This window comes from Vibrio sp. 10N.286.48.F5 (genome assembly GCF_041469785.1).
GTDB lineage: Bacteria > Pseudomonadota > Gammaproteobacteria > Enterobacterales > Vibrionaceae > Vibrio > Vibrio crassostreae_C.
Window position 1 is genome coordinate 176,922 of sequence record NZ_JBFRLG010000006.1, and the last position, 22,869, is coordinate 199,790.

Here is a 22,869-nt window from a genome sequence, read left to right on the forward strand (position 1 = left end):
GTCCGTCTAGAAATCAAACAAATAATCACTAAGCTGGTCGGCCAACCAATTCATTCCTGGGTGCTCTGCCATGCCAGCCGCGGTAAACATACAGTAGTCTTCTTGTGTTAAACCGTAGGTGTGTTTGATCACGGCAAGCTCTTGTTCACGCAGTAAATGGCGAATCAATGGCTCAGGCATTACGCCCCATGCTTCTTCACGTAGAATCGTATCCAACATAAAGTCGAAGCTAGAGAAGCCAATGTAACGACGCGAGAAGGGCTCAAGCTCAGGATTATCCTTTTCATTAAGATAAACCATGGTTGCTTGCATCGAATTTCTCAGTACTTCATCAGACACTCGTCGCATCGCACTCAAATCATGTCCTTTCTTACATACAGACATCATTCGAATCTTACCAAGCGGGTTGTAGATAATTCTTGGGTCATCGACGCGTTCGTAATCGACACCAAATGCGAAGTCGACTTGCTGAGTTTCAACTAGGTTAGCTAAGTCACCGCTCGATGCGAGAACGAAGTTGAATGAGGTAGAAGGGTACTTGTTATTTAAGGCGTGAGATAAGTCCTGCCACATTTCATCGGGTAGGGAGTCATCTCGTGCTATCCAAATTTCTGCGTTGAATTCGCCCGAAACATGCAAGCAGGTTTGTTTAATACGCGCGGCTGTCACCAACATGCCTTCGCAATCTTTGTAAATCGCTTTACCCGCTTCTGAAAGCTCAACGTGGTTTCCGCTGCGGACGAACAGCTCGACATCTAACTCTTTTTCCAAGGCTTTAATCGACATGCTGAGTTTGGTTCGGTTGCATTCTAACTGGCGTGCAGCTTCAGAAACTGATCCTAAATCAGCAACGGAACAAAAGGCTTGGACTTGAGAAAGGTTCATTTCATTTCCATATTGAGCGGGGGTCGGTGCATATTATCTGAATATTGTGCTGACTATCTTAGAAATAGTCCATCTTTGCATGATAACTCTATGACGAATTGACTAATTTGGTTTACTCTGGGGAAGTTCCGAACCTACAAGAAGTAAAGATGGAGGCCATGATGGCGAAACAATGGGACGAATACGCCGTTGATTGGGATAAAGATCCCGCGACCGCAGTATTCGCACAGTCCGTATTTGACCAGTTAACACAGCTCGTTGATTTAAACGGAACCCGTGTCCTTGATTTTGGTTGTGGTACAGGACTACTCAGCCAGAAAATATCTCCTTTAGCAAAAGAGATCATCGCACTTGATATCTCTGAAGGGATGATTGAAGAGTTAGATAAGAAAGAGTTACCTAACGTTGAACCGGTAGTTGATATTTTATCGCGCGGACTTGCAGCGCAGCATCCAGCATTCAGAAACCAGTTTGACCTAGTGGTAGCCTCTTCGGTGTGTGGTTTTATCCCGAACCTACAAGACACAGTCAGTCTGATTTACACGCTGCTTGAAAACGACGGTACGTTTGTACACTGGGATTGGTACTTGGAAAGCGACAGTGAAGACTACGGTGTAAGCCAACAGCGCTCAGAAAATGTATTGAGTGCAGCGGGCTTTGCAGTAGTTGAAGTCTCTACACCGTTCTCGATTGACACTCCACAAGGAGAGTTAAAGGTATTAATGGGTGTTGGACGTAAACAAGCGCTTCCAGATCTGTAATCGTGTGTATGCCTTGAGCTAGCATTCAGAATGCTCATTTAAACTACTAAACCCACATTAACGACTCTAACGTCAGTTATGTGGGTTTTCTCTTTTTGGCGCTATCGTTTTAAACAGAACGAATTAGCGCTTTCTCATTTCTTCACTACTAACTCTGGTTTCTCTATTTCTCTATTTCTCTATTTCTCTATTTCTCTATTTCTCATCTCGCTCATAGAAAACTCAACACCGCTAATTTACAAATTGTTTATTTCCATTTTGGAAATGTAGTCTTGCATACATTTCATTAGTGGAAATATAACGGTGAGATATAAAATAAGCCCATAACAACACTAAGGGTTTAATCATGAGCCACCAATCTGCGTCATCTACTTCTTCACCACTTTCAGAGCAACAACAACGCTTTAGCAATATCATTTCAGATGCCAACCTGTCACCAAAACAGAAGTCGAGCTATCTTGCCTTAGAAGCTGAAGCCAGCTTACCGTATATGCCGGTAAGCAAAGAAGTAGAGCAAGCCTTACAACAAGGTGTGCTGTGTGACATGTTTGAAGGGCACGCCCCATTTAAGCCGCGCTATGTACTTCCAGATTATTCTAAATACTTACATCAAGGCTCAGAGTATTTAGAGCTTAGCGCGGCAACCAACTTCGATGAAGCATTGAACATGCTTACCATCCTTTACCACCATGTTCCGTCTGTCACTTCAATTCCGGTTTACCTAGGTCAGTTGGATGATGTGTTGATGCCTTTCGTGGGCGACTTAACAGAAGAGCAGGTATACCAAAAGATTAAGCTGTTCTGGATCATGTTGGATCGCACACTGCCAGACGCCTTTATGCATGTGAATATCGGCCCGACAGACAACATTATCTGCCGTACGATTTTACGTGTAGACGCTGAATTGAAGCAGATCGCGCCAAACTTAACCTTTATGTACGACCCAGCCGTGACACCTGATGATCTACTTCGTCATGCGGCGAGCAACATCTGTGAATGCAGTAAACCACATATTGCAAACTATCCAGCGCATGCCGAGGCTTACGGCGATAAGCGTTTTGGTATTGTGAGCTGCTACAACTCTCTGCCGTTAGCGGGTGGTTCAAACACCTTGGTGCGTATGAACCTTAAGCAAGTGGCGTTGAAGTCTGAGGACAGTGCTGATTTCTTACAACAAGTATTGCCGAACTACAGTGGCATCATGGTTGAGTTGATGAACGTTCGAAGCCGCTTCTTGCATGAAGAGTCTAACTTCTTCGAAGGCTTCTTAACCAAAGAAGGTTTGATCGAAGAGGATCGCTTTGCGCCAATGTTTGGTATTTACGGCATGGCGGAAGCAGTCAACATCTTGTTGGAGAAAGAAGGTCAAGCAGGGCGTTATGGTCACGATGAACTGGCGAATCAGCTTGGTCATCGTATCTCTGAAAAGCTGGCTGAGATCGTTGAACGCTCTGAAGTGAAATATGGATTAGAAGGTAAAGCTCTGCTGCATGCTCAAGGCGGTATTAGCTTAGATGAAGATGTGACGCCGGGTGTCCGTATTCCTTATGGTACCGAACCGGATCCTGTCTCTTACGTTCGTGCAACCGCGGGTCACCATAAGTTCTACACCTCGGGTATCAGTGACATTCTGACCATCGACGAAACAGTGAAATCTAACCCTGAAGCGATGTTTAACCTGTGTAAAGGCGCGATTCAAGCGGGTTACCGAGAGTTCACGGCTAACGTTGCATCAAATGATTTGGTTCGTGTCACGGGTTACATGATTAAGCTATCTGACATTGCCAAATATGACGAGCAAGGCTCACGCACCAATACCACCTTTTTAGGTGCCGAAGCTGCGAAGAACACGGGCATATTAGAGCGTAAACCACGCGTGGCGAGTTTAGAGATGTCGCCGACATACGAATAGCTTTAACGTGTGTTATGCGTTTCGAATACGAACAATGTGAATTATGAAAATTTCTGATCTAACAACTCAAATGGCTAGGGTTAAAAATAATAAGACAGAAAAACAAGCGAAGGTCAGCCGTGTGCTGACCTTTTCTTGTGTTGATGGACCGGGAAATCGCCTAGTGCTGTTTCTACAAGGGTGCAATTTCGATTGTATAACCTGCCATAACCCACACACTATTAATCACTGTAACCATTGCGGAGATTGTGTGAGTGGCTGTCCAAGCCGTGCTTTAAGCATGGTTGATGGCAAAGTGAAGTGGGACCCAGCAGCTTGCACCAACTGCGATAAGTGCATTGATATCTGCGACCATAAGTCGAGCCCGAAAATTACCACAATGACGGTCTCAGAGGTTCTGGAGCTTGTCAGGCATAATCAGTTTTTCTTGAGTGGCATTACCGTTTCTGGCGGTGAAGCGACCATGCAGTTGCCGTTTATCATAGAGCTGTTTCAAGCGATTAAACGTGATCCACAGTTAGCGCATCTCACGTGTTTTATTGATAGTAATGGTTCGCTGTCACTTCAAGGGTGGGACAAGGTGTTGCCTTATCTTGATGGCGCGATGATTGACCTAAAATCATGGCAATCGGAAACACATCAATGGTTAGTGGGTAGAGGTAATCATAGGGTGTTTGAAACCATTAACTACTTAGCAGATAAAGGAAAACTGCACGAAGTTAGGTTGCTACATATCCCAAATAAAAGCGATCTTGAGGACGAAATTGAACAAGTGGGGCGTTACTTGAAGACTCTACCAAGTGATGTTCGAATTCGACTCAATGCGTTTCAGCATCATGGTGTCATTGGCGACGCGTTAGATTGGCCGAAATGCACCGAAAAACAGATGCAGAGCTTTCACGATAAGCTCTACACCATAGTTCAAAGACCGATGCAAACTCCTGAGGTTTATACCTAGTCTTTAGATTTCTTAGGCGGTCAATCAGGCTTCTAAGAACGTTAACTTTCTAAAGATATTAAGTCTCTAAAAATATTAAGCTTCTAAAAACAGGTCACACAACCATTTGATCGCTTGATCATTCATGTTGGGTTTATTCCACACCAAGCTGTACGCCACCTTACCGTAATCAAAAGGCAAGGGCTTGCTCACTAAGCCCTGAGCTTGTTTAGCATGCTCAGCCCACTGTTTAGAGCAAGTGAACAGGAAAGGTGTGTGGTGACACAACACAGCCGCAGCGCCGAAGTCCGCGACCGATATTGCCATCTCTCTTGGTTGGTGGCATTGAACCAAGTTTTGTTCAAAGTAAGGCTGAGACAGTTCGTTATCTAAAATCCCAATGTGCTTGTAATCTAAGTAGCCTTCTACCGTCAGTTCTTGCTGAGCGAGAGGGTGGTGTGCGCCCATCAAACAAACCATTTCATCTGGAAGAATTGTTTCCCAAACCAGCTCTTTGTTATCGGTCGGCGGCTGAGATATATCATGAGGCAACAAGATTAAATTGACCTTGCCACTGAGTAAAGCATCGAAGCCGAGCTGTTGTTTCGAATAGATGTTGAGCTTCGCGCTTGGCGCGAGCTCAGTGGTAATTTTACTGATCTTTGAGGCAAATACTTCGAAAGTACTTTCACGCATCGAAAGTGAAAAACTGCCTTGGTACTCTTGAGGGGTAAAACTCTTTTGATGAAGCAGTCCATTCATGCTTGAAAGAATTGCGTGAACAGTGGGCGCTATCTTCAGAGCAAAGGGAGTCGGGATAAGCTTGGTACCATCTCGATAGAAAAGCTCATCATTCAGGATGTCACGCAACTGAGACAGGGTTTTGCTTACACTCGAAGGGCTGACACAGAGTTGCTCTGAGGTCTGAGTGACGCTGTGGGTGTTCAGCATAATATGAAGCGCAGTGAGGTGCTTAAGGCTCACCCTAGATAAGTGTAAGTAATCCATTTATGACTCACGCATTCAGATTGGCTTGTGATTTTGCATGAACGACAAAATCGAACAAGCCAAATTGGATAAAGGTTATTTACGAGCTAGCTTATGGTGCGCTCGTGAAAAGTGGCCTGCGCAAAATGCGCCCACAATCGATAGTTCACCCGCTAAACACAGTGCAGCACAAACTTCAGCTAGGGCTTGTGATTTACCGTTACCATGCAGCCCAAGTAAATCTAAACAGGCTTTTTGACTTGGCAAGCCGGTACCACCGCCGACAGTCCCCACCATTAGGTTAGGCAGTGTCACGCTAGCGTATAAACCGCCTTCTTTGTTGAGTTCCATACGCGTCATACCAATCGCTGACTCAGCGACACAGGCCGCGTCTTGGCCACAAGCGATATAGAGTGCCGCCAACGCATTCGCATAATGGGCATTGATACCGATAGTACCACTCAAAGCGCCACCGACTGTGGTCATTTGGCCAAACTGGACCATCTTCTCTGGTGTCGTGTGTAGGTACTTCGCGACAAGCTCTGCAGGGATATTAACCTCAGCAGTTACCTTTTTGCCACGAACGCTGCGCAAGGTTTGGGTATTGGCTTTCTTATCGCCTGACAAGTTGCCATCAAGGAAAGCATGGTCAGGCTTAACTGGCGTATTTTCGATGATGTACTCAAACACGGCATTGGTTGCGATGGTCACCATATTCTGACCAGAAGCGTCTCCGGTTAGAAATTCGAACACCAAGTAAACATGGTTACCTTCGATGTTGATATTAATGTCGGTCAGCTTGCCGTGTGATGTTGTTGATTCTGCCAAGATCTTGAACTGGTCATACTGAGTCACAGCCCAAGCCACAAACTGTCCGGCTTCAACTAATCCTTGAAATGCAAAGCCAGGAGTACGTGTTACGCCTTCATTGAGCAACATAGCACTTGCGCCACCACAAGCCGTAATCAGCTTAGAACCACGGTTATAAGACGCGACAAGCGCAGCTTCTGTGGTCGCGAGTGGTACGAGGTAATCGCCCGTAGCAAATAGGCCATTGACTCTTAAAGGGCCAGATATTCCCACAGGGACTTTAACGGTGCCAATAAAGTGCTCAATGTTTTTCTCATAAGCTTGGAACTGACTTTGTGTATGAGGGTCGAGCAGTTCTTGCTGTGAATCTGCATTATCGAGCGCTGTCCAGCGACGTGTGAGATTCTTTTCTGTCAGGTAGGGGCTAGGTGTCAGCTTATTTACTGGCTTTTCAAAATGAGGCTGAAGCTTTTTTTCTAATTCGTCTGCGGAGATGTCGCCTCCTAAAATAGAAACATAGTCACGGCGATGCAGATTTAGTTTTGGCATAAATAGTATGAAGTAAAGTTTGTGCAGCAAATTGGTTTGCGCTGATTCTACCGAGTAATAAACCAGAAACAAGCGCCTGATATAATGAGTTACAGTTTGTGTGGTTGTTGAAGCAAAAAGCAGCGAAGTTTCGCGAAATATAGGCTGTATTTGAGCGAAATTTAGATATGAATGTCGAGAAGGCTACCGATGACTTCGTTTTGACGATCAACCACACTTGCACCAACGCGGTTATAACTTGCGCTTTGTGTCAGTTTAATCAAGGAATCGGTTGAAGATGAAGCAGGTTCAGGTTCTTTGTCTTTAAAGGGAATGGCTTGTTCAGGCTCTATTTGATTAAAGCTGAGATCGCTAGCTTCGAAAGTGTCGTCGGATTCTAGAGCGTGTTTGGAGGCTTGGTTGAGCTCGATTGCGGCTTCTTCAGCCATGTTGGTGGATTGCTGAATAATGGCGTAACCAGATTGAATACCAGATATCGACATATCAGAACCTTTTATTGACGTATGGAATGAGTCTAGGCGGACGATATTTTGAGCGCAATGATGAACAGATGAAATTTACGGTAAAAATGTGAACTTAAGCTAAAATAGTGATGTCTGTCTATTAACTGAACAGGTCATTTAGCGCGTTTAACTCTTCATCAGTAAGCAAAGAAGGCTTCTCTGTTTCGAGGTTGCCGTCGATCTCACCCTGAAGTGCTTTTAATTGTTGTGGGCTAAGAAGCTGTATTTGCTGCTTAAATGCTTCAAATTGCTGTGTATTCATAGTGTGACCTTTATTCAAATTCATATGCTCTTTAGAGCATAGCCTACTGATTCAGGAAATCAAACAAGATTAAGTGAATTTTAAATGATGTTTGAAGTTTCTTGAAACTAAGACAACTATAAATTCCTGTGGTCGTTTTTTGTCCGAGAAATGTTAGGAAAAGTTAAGGCTTGGTCAATCAAAGTCAGAAAATTCCTACAATGTAAAAACGCCTTCAACCCTTGTAGCACAAGGGTAGGTAAGTAATTTCTCTACCCAATTAGGGGTATGGGTAAAGCAATGTATAAATATTTGTGATGATCAAAAGATAAGCAATTGGCGTTATCTTTTTGTTTTTACGGTATTTTGTTTGTTGCTCAAGAAGCTTCTGTTTCAAACGACTTGTCGATCTTAACCTTAACTGCAAACTTGGTCGCTAAGGTATGCAGTTCTGGAAGCATGCGATAGATCAAATGGAGCTGTTGTAGAACCATTTTGACAGAATTCTCATCTTCTTCTCGCCATTCACTCAAACGTTTATCCAGCTCCGGGTCATAAGCGTTTTTCACTTCACAATGCTCTTTATGAGAATAGAGCTGATCATTTAGAGCGTCGAGATGCTGGTGGATTACTCTGTGCGCATCTAGCACCAGTTTGTGTGTCGCTTCATCATCAATACGCGTTCTGTGAGCACCCAGAGCCGAGATATAGCTAAGCAGAGCATGATTGAGTGTTAAGAATCGGAAGCTCTCATCTTCAGAGGTACGGTACTTACCCGGTTCAACCAACATGCTACTGATGGCGGCAGTCAGGTTTGCGTCATTATTATGAGCGCTACGACGAGCGATACGATAGTTTAGGCTATCTTTCTTACCGACACGGTATTGGCCGATGATCTGAGCGAGATAGTTCTTGTTGGAATCGAGCGCATCCGCCATCACTTTGTGCAGTCGCTTCGATTGCCAATCAGGCAACACATAAATGACAGCAAGCACGGCGAGAGCACAACCAATAAAGGTATCCGCTAACCTTGGCAATACTACCGCGTAGCCTTCACCTAATTGGTTAAAGCAGAAGAGCACAAGCAGTGTGATAAAGCCGGTCGCAAACCCGTAGTTATTGATTCGAAACGCAAAGAACATCACGCCACTGATCACAATGAACACTAATTGGCTCTCTTGCGACGGGAAGAAAGTCAGTAACGGTACTCCGATCAATAAGCCTGCGACCGTGCCAATGACACGCGCCGTCAGTTTTTGACGGGTTGCACTGTAGTTTGGCTGACACACAAACAGTGTCGTCAGTAGAATCCAATAACCTCGTTCGATATCAAAACCCTGGATAATCCCGTAGCCCAGCGTCAAAGTGATCGCCATGCGAATCGCGTGGCGGAATAGCATAGAATCGGTGTGCAAGTTAGCTTTGATCTTGTGCCACATTGCCGTCAAAGTATGAGGGTTGGTATCGTCCAATACACCTTCTTCAATCTTCTCTGCATCTGGGTTGCTGATATTCGAGAGCTGTTTTTCAACGGTTGCTAGGTTATTGAATAAGTAATCCAACTGGTTCAGCAGTGATTTCCATTTAGGATTATTCTGTTGGTGCAGATGATTGAGCGAAGACATCAGCTCATCGAGTGCCAATACAGACTTGTCACCATGCTGGTATTCAGCGCCAACTTTCAACGAGCTCGCCACTTCTTTACACGCAGTGGCCTGCGCTTCCAGTAGATACTTAAATCTAAACAACACGTCAGAGCGCTCAAAGTGTTTTGCTAGCTCTTGATAGCGATAGTGGCTAGAGCTGACGCGTTCATGAATATCTTGTGCGATGAAGTAGGTGTTAAGAAATCGGTCACTAGGGCCGTCAATGTGTCCGCGCTTAGAGCGATTAAGCAGCGTCGCTTTACACATGTTGAGTGCGTTAACGGTACTCGCGTTGAGTTTGGCTTCAATGATTCGGTGTGGCTGGGGAATCAAGTCAGAAACGGGGTAGAAGAGTTCCGCTTTTGAATCGATGTAGTTACCGATTTGATCGAATACCGTGGCTAAGTTTTGCTGCACGGGTTGCATTGGCCACACTATCTGCCAAATCATCGACATGAAGTAGTACCAAGCGGCGCCAGTTAACAGTAGAAGCGGTTGAAACCAAAGGTTGGTGCTCTCGTGTGCACCAAGCATGGTATAGATGGCAACCAAGAGAGAACCAAACGCGATACTCGCGTATTTAGGGCCAATTGCCCCGAGAATGATAAAAGAGAAGGTTGAAACAAAAAGCCCTATCGCGAACAGCCAAGGCGTATCGAAGAGAAGCTCAATAGAGAAAGCCGCAACGGCGAAACAGATAAAGGTCAGCGTGAGTGCTTTCAAGCGCCCGGTAAAGCTGTCATCACTTTCCGCAAGAGCCGCAGCAATAACGCCTAAGATCAAAGGCGTGATCAGTGTGTTTTGTCCATAATACCAAGCAGGCACCACCACGCCGAGTAGAGTGATGAGAATTAATACGCTGTAATTTATGGTTTTATTCGCCCAATAGAGGCGTAATTTGGCTGAAAAGTCCACAGTCGCTCACTTGACACACTAAAAACCATAATCCTAACAGAAATCAAGCACAAGAATTTGATACTTATCCATAATTGCCCGTAGGTGGTCATGAAAGCGTCGATAAGATATGAGATATTATTAATTCTCATTGCATCATGATATAAATTCAATATTCCCAATTAAGAGCACACTCCAATGCAGCTAAGCGCTAACAAGACTGCACAGTTTTTTATTCAAAATGAATATCATCAGGTTGAACTTGATGGTCCACGCTTGCTGTTATCTTCAGTAGGCAGTGAAGAGCGTATCCCATTTACTATTTGGAGTGGCAAGATCGCGATAAAGCGCGGATTGTTCTGGGGATCGCTACAATTTTTTGCTAATCAACAAGATGGAACACAGCGCAGTTGGTTAGTACAAGGCTTACCTTGGGAGCAATGCCGTCAATTTGCACGCGCGTCAGTTAGTGCTTATCAGAAGTGGCACGACACTCAATGTGAACAATTGGCTGAACACGTACCTCAGTGGGAAGCTGAATTAACACGTCTTGAGCAATTACCAGCCTTTCTACCGCATTCTAAGGTCAACACTTGGGTTGATATGGTCAACTCAGGCTTAGAGAGTATGACAATGACGCTAGAAGAGGCCGCACAACGCATGCCAAACCGCATCGCAAGAATGCAGCCATGGTTATCTGAAACGGAAATCAAGCAAGCTGAAAGAAACCAGCAATGGCTAGAGACCGAGCGAAAAAACTGGGAAGTGTTGTTTGCGCAATGTGAGTCGTCACCACTGAACTTATCGCAGCAATATGCGGTGTTGATGAATGATGATCACAACCTTATTTTAGCGGGTGCAGGCTCGGGTAAAACCAGTGTTCTAACGGCTCGTGTCGCGTATTTACTGCAAAGCCATCAAGCTCAAGCTGAAGAGTTGCTATTGCTCGCTTTTGGTCGTGAAGCGGCAGAAGAGATGAAGCAACGTCTCGACAGCAAAATTGGTTTATCAGCAGAGAAGGTGCAAGTCAGCACTTTCCACCAGTTGGGTTTAAAGATACTGAATCAAGTTGAACCCGAACGTGTGGTTATTTCTCCTTTAGCGCTCGATGACAACCAACGCCAAGCATGGTGCATTGATTGGTTGAAGAAGCACTGGATGACACCGACCAACTTTAAACGTTGGCAAAAGCATTTGTCTAAATGGCCAATCGCTTATTTAACCGGTGACGATGAGCTTGGTAGCCACGTTTCAAACCTCAAATTGATCGGTTGGCTTGAAAAGCAGCTTGAACAGTTGAATGCGTCGGGTTTAACCAAAAAAGAAGTACAGCAACAGCTGATTGATCACCGAGACTATGCGCGCCTCAACAGCGAGCTTTCACTGTGTTGGCCATGTGTAACCGCGTGGCAAAAGGAGCTGAAAGAACAGAATCATATCGACTTCTCAATCATGATCAGCCGAGCGACTCAGTATGTCGAGAAGGGCAAGTTTATCTCACCTTGGAAGTTCATCATGATCGATGAATACCAAGATATCTCACCTGATCGTCTTGCCTTGGTTGAAGCACTGTGTAATCAGTCTAAAGCCGAGCATCAAGCCTCTATTTTTGCAGTAGGCGATGACTGGCAGTCGATTTACCAGTTTGCAGGTGCGGATGTGGATTTGACCACGGGCTTTAAGGATCGTTTTGAAAGTTCGACCATTCATCACCTAGATACGACTTACCGCTTTAACAATCAGTTAGGTGCGGTGGCTAATCGCTTTGTACAAGAAAACCCAATTCAGATTCCGAAAGAACTGAACAGCTTCAAGCAACAGAAGCAGAAGGCGGTGTACAGTGCGCCAAGTAAAGAAGTTGAGAAGATTCTTGATCAACTGAACCGTCAATCCAAAGGCAAAACCAATAAATTGGTGCTGCTACTTGGACGTAATCATTACCACAAGCCAGAGTTGTTGGAAGACTGGAAGAAGATCTTCACTTCCATTGATATCAAGTTCATGACTTGCCACGGCAGTAAAGGTAAAGAGGCGGACTTTGTCATTATTCTTTGTGTTGACGAAGGACAGTTCCCGACCAAGAAGAAACAGCTGCATATTGATGGCGCATTGACTGAATCATCAGACGCGTTCCCTTATGCTGAAGAGCGTCGTTTATTCTATGTAGCAATGACGCGGGCAAAAGAGAAAGTATGGATCACGCACAGTGGCGACGGCTCTGGCTTTGTGCAGGAGCTGCATGGTTCTGATTACCCAGTTGTTCGTAAAAAGTGATGTTACTTGACTTGATTGTCTAAGATTAGATCTTCAATCCCTGCCCTAATATCACAAGGCAGACGCATAAAGCATAAGGAATTTGCTATGGAACACGGCTCTATTAACTACATTGAATTTTCTGCGAAAGACATCGCCGCAACTAAGGCATTTTTCAGTCAAGTGTTTGGTTGGAGCTTTGAAGACTATGGCTCTGAGTATTCTGCGTTTGAAGGCAAAGGCTTAATGGGCGGCTTCTATTTGGCGGATCTGGCGTCGAATACGGATAATGGCGCGGCGCTGATGGTTTTTTATAGCCAAGATCTTGAGCAAACCGAGCGCGATGTAATTGATGCTGGTGGTCAGATAAACCGTGAGATCTTTAGCTTTCCCGGCGGCAGACGTTTCCATTTCAGAGAGCCAAGTGGCAACGAGATGGCAGTGTGGAGCGATAAATAGAGAGACTCTCGCACTGTTTTATGATTGAACTGTTTAATGTCTGAAAACGAGACATAAAAAAGCCTGCGATAAAATGCAGGCTTTTTAGTCTGTTCAGTAGAGAGCACATTTAACGTGCGATTACGTGCGCTCAGCTAGGTACGCTTCGTAGTCTGGGATCTCGATGATTACTTCTTCTTCAAGCAGTGAAGAGTTAAACAAGAAATTAGCGGTAGCGCGGTTAGTGGCCACAGGAATGTTCCAAACACTTGCGATACGAAGCAGTGCTTTTACGTCTGGGTCATGTGGTACAGCATTAAGTGGATCCCAGAAGAAAATCAGCATATCGATCTTGCCTTCAGAGATAAGCGCGCCAAGTTGTTGGTCACCGCCCATAGGGCCGCTGATCATGCTCTTGATTGCTAAGTCTGTCTCTTTACTTAGTAAAGAACCAGTCGTGCCCGTTGCGTAAAGGAAGTGCTTTTGTAGTTTTTCTTTGTTCTCTTTGACCCATCTTAGTAGCTCAGGTTTGAAGTGGTCATGAGCGACCAAAGCGATATGCTTATGTGTTGGCATAGTGCGCGTCGTTTTTTGCATGAATGTTCCCTAAATTGTTGTTTCGTTTTTATTGTTTTGAGTTCTTCAGCCAATATAGCACTAAGGATTCACACTGAATACCGGACGAAACTCAGAAGGTGACAATGAGTCGGCGATAATTTGATCTTTGAGAGTTTCAGGTGTCAGCGCTTCGATAATCGGTGCGCTGTGTTGCTCGTAAGGTTGACCGCGTAAGTAACTCGTGGCTTGTTTTACCGACAAGCGACCTTGCTCAACCATTTTATCGGTTGGCGCAAAAAGTACCTTGTTACGAAGTAAACCACGGTAGGTTCCGTGACTTAAGTAACTCGAAATTAACCCAATCTCTTCGGTTTTATCGGCCGCTCGTAGCTCACTGATCGCTGCTTCAATCGCGACGGCACTTCCGACTATATATTGGATATCCGGCTCCTCGATCACCTGTTGTACTAGGTTTCTTTGCAGTTCTTTATCGTTATCTGCCCAATAGCTGATCGCGATTTTGATGTCACTCGACTTGATCGCATCATAAAACCCCAGTGCCACAGGCTTAGTGCCGCCACTTGCTTGTGGACCAAGTAACAGGGCGATAGGTGTTTCGCCTGATCCTTTCGGGTGTCGTTTCGACAAAAAATCTCCGACTTGGTATCCCATTTGGTACCAATCGACACCGACCGTACCTTTTAATACCTTCTGTTGTTCTTCATTGACGGTTAACTCATTTACCGTAGCAAACACAGGCGTCGAGCCAACCCAATCGCTGAGATTGTCATGATACGCATCGGGTGAAACCGTACCTAAAATAATGGCATCGGCTCCCCATTGCGTGCAAAGCACCAGTTGCGAGGCTTGTTTGGCCACGTTGGGGTAACCGCCAGCTTCCAATACTCTTAGCTCAACTTGCTGCTTTTCTGCTTCAGAGATCATTCCATAGTTTACCGACAACCAATAAGAGTCTTTGAGGTGCGGATAAATGGCACAGATTTTCTCTTTTTGTGATGTGGCTTCGGCTGGTTTTATTGGGCTCAAAGGCTCGCTAGCCCCTGCGACAGTGGTCACTGAGGCCAGTAGTGAGAGAAGAATTATTGAAGCGAAAGGTCTAGATAGCATGAATTGCCGTTTTATTGGTTTTAGATAAGAAACACTGCAAAATATAGCGTATTCTGCATGGGTAAAGAAGAACGTTTTAAGGTTTAGAGTTTATGTTGTTAGCTTCAGCGAGTATTGGACGCAAGCTGCTGGCCTCATTCTTAGTGATGGCACTGTTGGTTCTATTGTCTGCATTGATCGGTGTTTCTGGTTTTAGCTTTGTAGCAAAAACGGAAAGAAACGTCGTTGATTCGGCGCTTCCTGCCATGATCGAAGCTCGTCAGGTTTCTGAGTTGAGTAACCGTATTATTTCGTCAGTACAAACACTTTCTAATGCGAGAAACGAGGCCGAAAGAAAAGAGGCTGGCACCGTACTGTTTGACCAACTTGAGTCGCTTCTTCAACATATCAAAGAGCTTGGTGTCGACAGTTTCGATTCTCAGCTCCTCAATAAACTCGAAAACAATGTTCAAAGCGTTATTAACACACTGGCTGAGTTGGGTGTGTCGGTTGAGCGTAAGCTTTGGTTAAGCAAAGAGTTGTCGTCTCGTGTCGAAGAGATGCGCCTATTGGCCGAAGAGCTAGAGCAGTTGACGCGAACCCAAGTTTTGAACACGGCTACCATTGCGGTTGCTAACGTCACGCATATCTATGACCTGCTAGAAACCAAAGAAACGGATAAAGCCTACCAAGCCTTAGATGCGCTTGTAGAGGTTGACCTTGATTTGTCTGAGCGCCTACACGAATTGCATTTGCTGGCGTTCAAAATGCTTAACCAAATTGAAGAAACGCAAACCGTTACCAACGTAGAGCGTATTCATCAAATCCAATCAGAATTTGAATCCAACCTAAGAATCATGGCGCGCCGCGTTAAAGCGGTCGAAGATCCTACTCGTTCAGCGCAGATGTCTCAGCTTCTAGAAGAGCTCAGAAAACGCCAAGTCGTGTTCGATATTTCATTAGAACAATATGAGAACACCAAAAAGTCAGAGTTTCTGATGCAAAATACGTTGGAGCTGTTCTCTCAGCTGAATACAACGGTTAACCAACTGGTTGATGATTCAAACCGCAGTACCAAAAAAGCGGTTGATGAGCTGACCAGCACGTTGAATTTGGCTCAATGGTCACTGTCTGTGATTTCGGTTATTGGTTTGGTTATCGTTGCATTTATCGTGTGGCGAGTGGTGTATATCTCGGTTGTTAAACGTCTTACTGAATACTCATCGGCCTTGATGTCTATCGCACAAGGTCGCCTGAATATTGATATCTCGGTAAAGGGTAATGATGAGCTGGCTCATATGGGCGAGGCGATCATCACTGCCAGAAACACCGCGCAGGCGCTACAAGTGGTTGCGGTGGGTGAAGCAAAGGCGAAACGCGAACTTGAAGAGCACAAAGAACACTTAGAAGAGTTGGTCACAGACCGAACCTACCAGCTGCAAAAGACCAATGAGAAGCTGAACATCGAGGTAGGGAACCACGCTAAGGCTCGTAACGCCGCAGAACAAGCAAGCCGCGCAAAATCCGCTTTCCTTGCGACGATGAGTCATGAAATACGAACGCCGATGAACGGTGTATTAGGTACTGCAAGATTGCTCAAAGATACCGGGTTAGACCCGCTGCAATCCGGCTATGCAGACATCATTAACCGCAGCGGTAAGAACCTACTCGCGATTTTGAATGACGTGTTGGATTACTCAAAGATTGAAGCAGGGCATTTAGAAATCCGCACTGCTTCGTTTGATCTTCATCAGATGGTTCAAGATACCTACCAATTGATGGAAGGGCGTGCCGCTGAGAAGAAGCTGAACTTTGATTTCCATATTGAAAGTGATGTGCAACGCTATTGGCGTGGTGACATAACGCGAATCAGCCAAATCTTGAATAATTTGGTCGGTAACGCGATTAAGTTTACGGAAAGTGGCTCGGTCGATATCTTTATCAGCTTAGATATCGAAGATGAAAATCGAGTGATGTTTGAAGTGTCAGATACAGGTGTCGGTATTGATGCTAGCGAACAAGCTTGTCTGTTTGATGCCTTTACCCAAACCGATAGCGGTCGCAACAAAACCGGCGGCACAGGGCTTGGATTAGCGATCAGTAAAAGCATCATGTTGGCAATGAACGGGGATATTGGCGTTCATTCTGAAGAAGGCGAGGGTAGCCAGTTTTGGTTCTCACTGCCACTTGAAGCCGGTGAGAAGATAGAAACGAAAGTACCGGTCATTGAAGCGTGTATTCGAGCTAAAGTACTTCTGATTGAAGATAACCCCGTAAACTGCATCGTTGCTGAAGGCTTCTTGCATAACTTGAGGCACGAGGTTGTGATTGCGACAACCGGACAAGAAGCGAGAACCATATTCAGTGAGCAAGAGTTCGATATTGCGCTGGTGGACATTAACTTACCCGACTGCGATGGCGTCGAGTTAATTCAACAACTCAAAGACGATGCGCTTCAGCATAAAAGTGAAGAAGACGTAATTCGAAAAGTACCCCCAATGATCGCAGTATCGGCTCATGTGTTTAACGAAGAAGTGGAAAGCTATTTGTCGTCTGGCTTTGATGGATTCTTACCTAAGCCGTTAGAGAAGGAAGCATTATCGGAATTGATTGTTGAGCAGTTGGACGGTCACACGCTGTTGCTGCCTCAGCCGGATCCGTCAGATGCTGTTTGCTGTCAGCTAAACTCTAAACCTCAGGAAACCGAGCTAGACTTATCAGCATTGGCATTTGCAAGCTCGACACAACGAGCAAACCAAGACGCGGAACATAATCAAGGAGAACCGATTGTGCAGATGATTAACCCTAAGATTATCAAAGACGACTTGGCCATTCTCGGTCGAGAAAAAATAGTGCAGATTGTTGGGTTGTTTGACCAAAGCAGCCAAGTCACTCTCGATGAACTGATTGTGGCAAGTGCCGCTGACAACGCTCGTGAAATTAAGTCTTTAGCTCATAAACTGAAAGGGTCTGCCGGCAGCCTAGGATTATCTGCACTGTTTGCTTTATGCCAGAGCATTGAAGCGAGCGAGGATCCATTACTTCAATATCGCGATAATGCAGACTCATTACCTGAATTGGTGAAAGACTCGTTAGCAGCGCTCCGAGAGCAACTATAGAGTGGCTATTGGGCGGAAAGCCCCAAAATAAGAACAGAAAACAAAAAGCAGGCTATTTCTCCGTTTTAATATGAAGAAGTGACCTGCTTTTTTATTGTCGAATAAGAATCTAAGTAAGGCTTTCAAGGAACGGCTCTAAGCCATCTTGATATGTCCAGCAGCTTTGATCTTAACGTGAACCATATTGCCTTGTAGGTAGCTTAATGGAATCTCGCTGCGTTCAATGATCGCGACATTATCGCTGCATGCGCCAGCTTCAATCGCCAGTTGCTTTGATTGTGCTTCCAAGCCCTTTAAGGTCTCTTCACGTGATGCTGGGTCAATCGGTACGATCTTATCGAATTGACCTGATATTTCACCTAACGCAACACCAATCGCATTAGCCACTTCAAAGTGCTCAGGACGAACCACTTGGCTCACACCTTCAAAATGATCTGGGAATAGGGCACTACCACCACCAACCATGATTACGGGTACACTCGCCGCAGAGGTCTTCATCTTATCGATGCCTTCTTCAACATCCGTGACCATTTGTTGATAAATCTTGCTTGCTTGTTCGGCTGAAACACCAATCTCATCACTCAGTTGATGTTCTGCCTGCCACTGCATTTGTCCTGTTTTGAGTGCAATATCGGTGAGCGTAAGTTCATCACCACCAAAGCTACGCGCCGTTTGCGTCAAGGTATGGCCAACACTTTCTGGGCCTAGCTCTATACGCTGCTGTTCAAAGCGAACCTTGGTACCACCACCAATGGCTAACGCCAAAATATCAGGCATACGGAAGTTGGTTCTCACTTCACCGATTTCTACTGCTAAGCTCGATTCTCTTGGGTAGCCGTGAGTCAGTACGCCGATATCAGACGTAGTGCCGCCCACATCGACCACAATCGCGTCTTTTAACTTAGTTAAGTGACTCGCTCCACGAATCGAGTTTGTTGGCCCACAAGCCACGGTAAGAATCGGGTACATCAATGCGAACTGCTGTGACATCAGTGTTCCGTCGTTCTGACCGAAATAAGGCGTGGTGTGGATTTCATGATTGATGAGTGCACTGCAAAAGCCGTCAACGAATCGTTTTGCTGTCCCTTGCAGAGCCGCATTGAGGATAGTGGCGTTCTCACGCTCTAAAAGCCCTAAACTGCCCACTTTATGGGATAACGATAGGTTCACGCCCGGAAGTTCTTGTTGAATCCATTCTGCTGCTTGAAGCTCCTGGTCGCCGTTGACGGGAGAGAACACTCCGCAGATAGCAATGGAATCCACTTGGCCTTTCATTTTCTGGCAAAGCTCGCGGATCTCAGACTCTTGAATGTCGGCAATCAACTGGCCGTCATATTCATAGCCGCCGTGTGCTTGGTAGAAGTGCTGACCAAGCAGGTTTTGCCACGCTTCACTCCAACCACAAAGGGGCGGGACGCTATCACCACTGGGAAGCGCTAAGCGAATCATGCCGACTCTGTCTAAGCCTTTTCGTTCAACGATTGCGTTGGTGCATTGAGTCGTGCCAAGCATCGCGTGTTTCACTTGCTGACCATCAATGTTTGCTTGGTTTAATAGCGCAGAAATCGCGTTGTCGATCCCTGTTGAAACATCATGTGTGGTTGCGGTTTTTACTTTGGCAATCACATTTAAGTCTGCGTCGAGCAGCACACCGTCGGTATTGGTGCCACCTACGTCAATGCCCAAACGGCAGTAATCAAGCGTAATGTTTGTCATGCGACTACCTCTTCAATGCAGACTTTAGTTGTTCAATGGTTTGATACTCGACGGTGTAGCCAAAGTAACCCGGGCCCGCGACTTCAATACCTTTGTCAGTGCGCCATTTGGGGTCGCAAGGGTAAGCGATAAGGTCGATGCGCTGCCCGTAACGAAGTTGTTCGGTTGTGATTGGCTTACCCGTTTCATGATCCAAGATCGAAATAAGATCCGGTGTTGATGCCAGCAGGTTATCTTGGCTCATGTCTGCGCGGCTTGTACCTTTGTGCGCGAGAAGTAATTCGTTTTGGAACTGCACAAACACGTTATCGACGCCGGTATCTTCAAACTGAGCCAGCTTTTCAATCACGACACCACCTGTTGCAAAACCACCATCGGTTTCACGTTGAATATCAACAATCTTGCCACTGATGATGGTATGGCCGCCGACAATGTCTAATACGGCCTGTGTGCCAATTTTATTGTTGTCGTTCGCCAGTCTAATCGCTTCACCAATCTTCATTGCTTGGGTCAGTGTTGCAGGCAGTGCGCTGCGTTTTAGGTTCTTACCGTTCATTGGGTAATCGCACATTGCTGCAGAGCCACCCATCTGTTCGGTAATCGGCCTCGCAAACTTTTCAGACCAAATACCGTCAATCGGATAAAGCGTGACGACATTGCCACGCTCATCGGCCAATGTGTTCGGTGCCGAAGGGAGACCATCAAGAAAGAAGGTCACCATCTGAGCTTCTGGGAACGCACGTCCCATCGCATCACAATCGATCACAGGAATGTTCTTTTGTGCTGCAACGAGAATTGGAATCAATGAATTGAAGCCGCCTACTTCGATAGGAAACGTTGCCGCTACTTCAGTGCCGAGCGCTTTTTCCATCGCTTCGAAAGCAATCAACATTTGATCTTTCGAATTGAGTTTCTCTACTGCGACTGTTGGTGCGCCAATCATTGATGAGGGCACTGTCATCCAATCGTCTTGCACGTCTTCTAAAGGAATCATGCGTACAGGGTGCTTTGCCGTTGCAATGGCTACTTTCGCCATCAAGGCACCGCTGTATGGGTCACCGCCGCCGCCAGTACCTAATACCGTCGCACCCAGCGCGATATCATCAATCATTTGTTCAGTAATAATCACAACTACTATTCCTTATCACTTGAAGGAGAAAGCTTCATTAGGGCGAGGTAAATCACACCAGCGGCAAGAATGCCGTCTAACGCCGAGATGCTGGTGAACGAAAACAGGTTGAAAAACTCTGGTGCAGTACAAGCGCTGAATGCAGTACCAAATGACCAAGAAGCCAAGCCTTTAAACATCCAGGCTGGAACTTGTTGGATGTTCTCAAAGCTCATTTTTGTCGAATCTAAAACATAATATTGAACGATGTAGACACCCGCAGCAGGCGCAATGGTTACGCTGAGTAGCATTAAGAAGTCGGTAAACTTGTTCACCATGCCGAGTTGAGCGATACCAATGCCGACGATGGTCATGATCACAACCAGAACAGGGCGCGGAATCTTAGGTAGAACCATCGACATGCATAAGCCGCCAGAGGTTAGGTTGCTACTGTTGGTGGTCCATTGTGCGAATACCAGTACTATAATGGCCGCCATGCCTAAACCTAGGGTGAAGAAGACTTCGACTAGGTCGTCGGTGCCGGTCATTTTGGTCAAGATCAATGCGATAAGAATGATGGCGCTGTTGCCGACGAGGAAACCGATACCCGCTCCTAAAATCGCATCACGGCGTGTTTTGGCGTAGCGAGCAATATCAGGTGCAGCAACCGCAGCTAGAATCCAGATAGACATAACAAAAGAGATGGCTTGGCCAAGCGTCAAAGGATCTTCAATCGATGGCGCTGCGCCACCTTGATAATCAGCAGCCATAAACAAACCGATGGTAATCAACGTCACCATCAATGGAACAGAATAGGTACTGAGTTTGCCTAAAGCACGAACGCCATAGATAGCCGTCATCATCATTAACACACTGCCGCCAATAAGAGCGGTGAGGTGTGAAATTATGATGTCGTATTTCGCCAGTGCATCGACCATGATGAAAGCGAAGAAATCAGCCTGGAATGCGAACCAGCCGACTAATGAGATGCCGTTGATGAAGCCAAGAATTTTACCGCCGTTACGGCCAAATACCGCGCTGCTCACCAGCGGGGTAGAGACGCCAGCTTGAAAGCCAATGTTGGCACACAGCATCGCGATGATCGCCAATAAGCCTGAACCAATAAACGTGGCAAGCAGTGCGTCTTCAAAACCAATACCGCTGCTTAGAATCGAGCCGAGAAACAGTCCCGAAATGTCGATGCCGATTGCCAACCAAATAAGGCTGATGACCCACCAAGATCGTTTGGCCTTCTCGGGAACGGGTTCCAACTCGAAGTCATCTATCTTTTTGTGGCTGTGTGTTGCTTCGGGTTTATTCACGTAAGCTTCTGCCGCCATAGTGCCATCCATGCATTGTTATTCCATAAGTGTGAATAAAGCATACTGATGTATTTATTGTTAATAAATGAATATAATCAGATGTAAACATAACAAAAAACAAATGTGAGTGGTAAAGTGAATCAAAACAATAAGTTAGATAAAAGAGACCTACGTAGATTAGAGCTTTTTTGTGAAATTGTTGAACAAGGAGGCATCAATCAGGCGGTCGCAAGCACTGGGATTAGTCAACCAGTGCTGAGTAATCAGCTTATTGCCTTGGAAAAAAGCTTAGAATTAACATTATGCCAACGTGGTCGACGTGGTTTTAAGCTGACTCATGAAGGTGAGCAAGTGTATAAATATGCGAACCAACTAAAATCGACCTTAACCGACTTCGCTTATAAGTTACGAGGTGTACAGACGGAACTCTCTGGGCATGTGCGAATTGGATGTTTGGATAACACCGTCACTTTGCCTTATAACCCACTTCCCAAAGCGATCGAGACGTTTTACCAACGCAGTAACAGTGTTGAGGTGAGTGTTGATGTCGGGGATTTCACCCAGTTGAATGAGAAGTTAGCAAAGAACCAGATTGATATGATGATAGTGGTTCTAGGGTCACATCAAAAATCAGCGTTTCAACATAAATACCCACTGTTTGAAGAGCACAGTTATCTGTATGCGCGTAAGGATCTGGCTGAGAAGATCATGGACAAGGATTTCTCATTGGATGGCTGTCGTATCAACATGGGCGGCTATGCCAAAGATGAGATGTTCCGATTACTGAATATTGAGCAGTACGATTCCGTAAAGCCTTTTGATGGCTGGCATGTCGAGTCGGGTGTAATTTTAACCTTGGCGGGCACACACCTGAGTTTTTTACCGTCTCATTTAACCGACCGTGGCCATTATGACCAAGCCTTGATTCCGCTTCAGCCCGAGAAGTGGAGCCTTAAGAGTCAGTTTTATGTGGTGTTGAAGCAACCTGTAGATTCCCTTTCCCCCGCCGCGCGTGCGTTTTTTGATGAGCTACACCAACCGGAAACATCGGGTTCAATCTAGAGCACTTTTCGCTTCTTAAGAGCACTTCTCGCTTCTCAATAGCATTTACGATACTTTTCCC

The 22,869-nt window shown here is 45.6% G+C and carries 18 protein-coding genes; 7 read left to right on the forward strand and 11 right to left on the reverse strand.

Annotation, left to right across the window (positions count from 1 at the left end):
• Positions 1 to 6: 6 nt before the first annotated feature.
• The gene (locus AB4185_RS06755) at positions 7 to 885 is read right to left on the reverse strand and encodes a LysR family transcriptional regulator (RefSeq protein ID WP_016797108.1); all 879 of its coding nucleotides are present in this window, start codon (positions 883 to 885) and stop codon (positions 7 to 9) included.
• Between the two features lie 161 nt (positions 886 to 1,046).
• Between AB4185_RS06755 and AB4185_RS06760 the strand changes: the two genes are divergently transcribed.
• From AB4185_RS06760 to AB4185_RS06770, 3 genes are all read left to right on the forward strand, one after another.
• The gene (locus tag AB4185_RS06760) at positions 1,047 to 1,646 is read left to right on the forward strand and encodes a class I SAM-dependent methyltransferase (protein WP_017064785.1); all 600 of its coding nucleotides are present in this window, start codon (positions 1,047 to 1,049) and stop codon (positions 1,644 to 1,646) included.
• A gap of 346 nt (positions 1,647 to 1,992) precedes the next feature.
• A complete protein-coding gene (locus tag AB4185_RS06765) occupies positions 1,993 to 3,558 on the forward strand; it encodes a YjjI family glycine radical enzyme (protein ID WP_017060897.1) in 1,566 nt (521 codons plus the stop codon).
• 43 nt (positions 3,559 to 3,601) lie between these two features.
• Positions 3,602 to 4,516: a YjjW family glycine radical enzyme activase gene (locus AB4185_RS06770; RefSeq protein WP_029235396.1), complete on the forward strand. Its 915-nt coding sequence runs from the start codon at positions 3,602 to 3,604 to the stop codon at positions 4,514 to 4,516.
• A gap of 75 nt (positions 4,517 to 4,591) precedes the next feature.
• Here AB4185_RS06770 and AB4185_RS06775 read toward each other — a convergent pair whose 3' ends face one another.
• The 5 genes from AB4185_RS06775 to yccS all read right to left on the reverse strand — a co-directional run bounded on the left by AB4185_RS06775 (position 4,592) and on the right by yccS (position 10,146).
• Positions 4,592 to 5,503 (reverse strand): LysR family transcriptional regulator, encoded by a 912-nt coding sequence (locus tag AB4185_RS06775; protein ID WP_065584590.1) that lies wholly within the window; start codon positions 5,501 to 5,503, stop codon positions 4,592 to 4,594.
• Positions 5,504 to 5,578: 75 nt separating this feature from the next.
• A complete protein-coding gene (locus tag AB4185_RS06780) occupies positions 5,579 to 6,841 on the reverse strand; it encodes a hydroxymethylglutaryl-CoA reductase (protein WP_029235254.1) in 1,263 nt (420 codons plus the stop codon).
• 161 nt (positions 6,842 to 7,002) lie between these two features.
• Positions 7,003 to 7,323, reverse strand: coding sequence for a hypothetical protein (locus AB4185_RS06785; protein WP_372135186.1), 321 nt, complete (start codon positions 7,321 to 7,323; stop codon positions 7,003 to 7,005).
• A gap of 121 nt (positions 7,324 to 7,444) precedes the next feature.
• Positions 7,445 to 7,630 carry a hypothetical protein gene (locus AB4185_RS06790; RefSeq protein ID WP_017064780.1) on the reverse strand — a complete coding sequence of 62 codons (186 nt, stop codon included), beginning with the start codon at positions 7,628 to 7,630 and terminating at the stop codon, positions 7,445 to 7,447.
• Positions 7,631 to 7,962: 332 nt separating this feature from the next.
• Positions 7,963 to 10,146 (reverse strand): YccS family putative transporter, encoded by a 2,184-nt coding sequence (gene yccS, locus AB4185_RS06795; protein ID WP_017060891.1) that lies wholly within the window; start codon positions 10,144 to 10,146, stop codon positions 7,963 to 7,965.
• Positions 10,147 to 10,323: 177 nt separating this feature from the next.
• On the opposite strand from yccS, the gene helD reads away from it, so the two are divergent.
• Together helD and AB4185_RS06805 are read left to right on the forward strand one after the other, a co-directional pair.
• Entirely contained in the window at positions 10,324 to 12,399 is a 2,076-nt protein-coding gene (gene helD / locus AB4185_RS06800) for a DNA helicase IV (protein WP_372135188.1), read from the forward strand.
• Positions 12,400 to 12,486: 87 nt separating this feature from the next.
• The gene (locus AB4185_RS06805; RefSeq protein ID WP_372135190.1) at positions 12,487 to 12,837 is read left to right on the forward strand and encodes a VOC family protein; all 351 of its coding nucleotides are present in this window, start codon (positions 12,487 to 12,489) and stop codon (positions 12,835 to 12,837) included.
• A gap of 120 nt (positions 12,838 to 12,957) precedes the next feature.
• Here AB4185_RS06805 and AB4185_RS06810 read toward each other — a convergent pair whose 3' ends face one another.
• Together AB4185_RS06810 and torT are read right to left on the reverse strand one after the other, a co-directional pair.
• The gene (locus AB4185_RS06810; RefSeq protein WP_017060888.1) at positions 12,958 to 13,413 is read right to left on the reverse strand and encodes a methylglyoxal synthase; all 456 of its coding nucleotides are present in this window, start codon (positions 13,411 to 13,413) and stop codon (positions 12,958 to 12,960) included.
• 60 nt (positions 13,414 to 13,473) lie between these two features.
• A complete protein-coding gene (gene torT / locus AB4185_RS06815; protein WP_372135192.1) occupies positions 13,474 to 14,502 on the reverse strand; it encodes a TMAO reductase system periplasmic protein TorT in 1,029 nt (342 codons plus the stop codon).
• A gap of 92 nt (positions 14,503 to 14,594) precedes the next feature.
• Here torT and torS point away from each other — a divergent pair, with 92 nt between their 5' ends.
• Complete coding sequence (torS, locus tag AB4185_RS06820; RefSeq protein WP_372135194.1) at positions 14,595 to 17,600, forward strand: TMAO reductase system sensor histidine kinase/response regulator TorS; 3,006 nt, start codon at positions 14,595 to 14,597, stop codon at positions 17,598 to 17,600.
• Between the two features lie 135 nt (positions 17,601 to 17,735).
• On the opposite strand, the gene AB4185_RS06825 is transcribed toward torS, so the two are convergent.
• Genes AB4185_RS06825 through AB4185_RS06835 form a run of 3 tightly spaced genes read right to left on the reverse strand, consistent with a single transcriptional unit; the run spans position 17,736 to position 21,776 of the window.
• Complete coding sequence (locus AB4185_RS06825; RefSeq protein WP_017064777.1) at positions 17,736 to 19,316, reverse strand: hydantoinase/oxoprolinase N-terminal domain-containing protein; 1,581 nt, start codon at positions 19,314 to 19,316, stop codon at positions 17,736 to 17,738.
• A 4-nt stretch (positions 19,317 to 19,320) separates the two neighbouring features.
• Entirely contained in the window at positions 19,321 to 20,445 is a 1,125-nt protein-coding gene (locus AB4185_RS06830) for a DUF917 domain-containing protein (RefSeq protein ID WP_372135196.1), read from the reverse strand.
• Positions 20,446 to 20,450: 5 nt separating this feature from the next.
• Positions 20,451 to 21,776, reverse strand: coding sequence for a cytosine permease (locus AB4185_RS06835; protein WP_372135198.1), 1,326 nt, complete (start codon positions 21,774 to 21,776; stop codon positions 20,451 to 20,453).
• 93 nt (positions 21,777 to 21,869) lie between these two features.
• Here AB4185_RS06835 and AB4185_RS06840 point away from each other — a divergent pair, with 93 nt between their 5' ends.
• Positions 21,870 to 22,808 carry a LysR family transcriptional regulator gene (locus AB4185_RS06840; RefSeq protein WP_372135200.1) on the forward strand — a complete coding sequence of 313 codons (939 nt, stop codon included), beginning with the start codon at positions 21,870 to 21,872 and terminating at the stop codon, positions 22,806 to 22,808.
• Positions 22,809 to 22,869 lie beyond the last annotated feature (61 nt).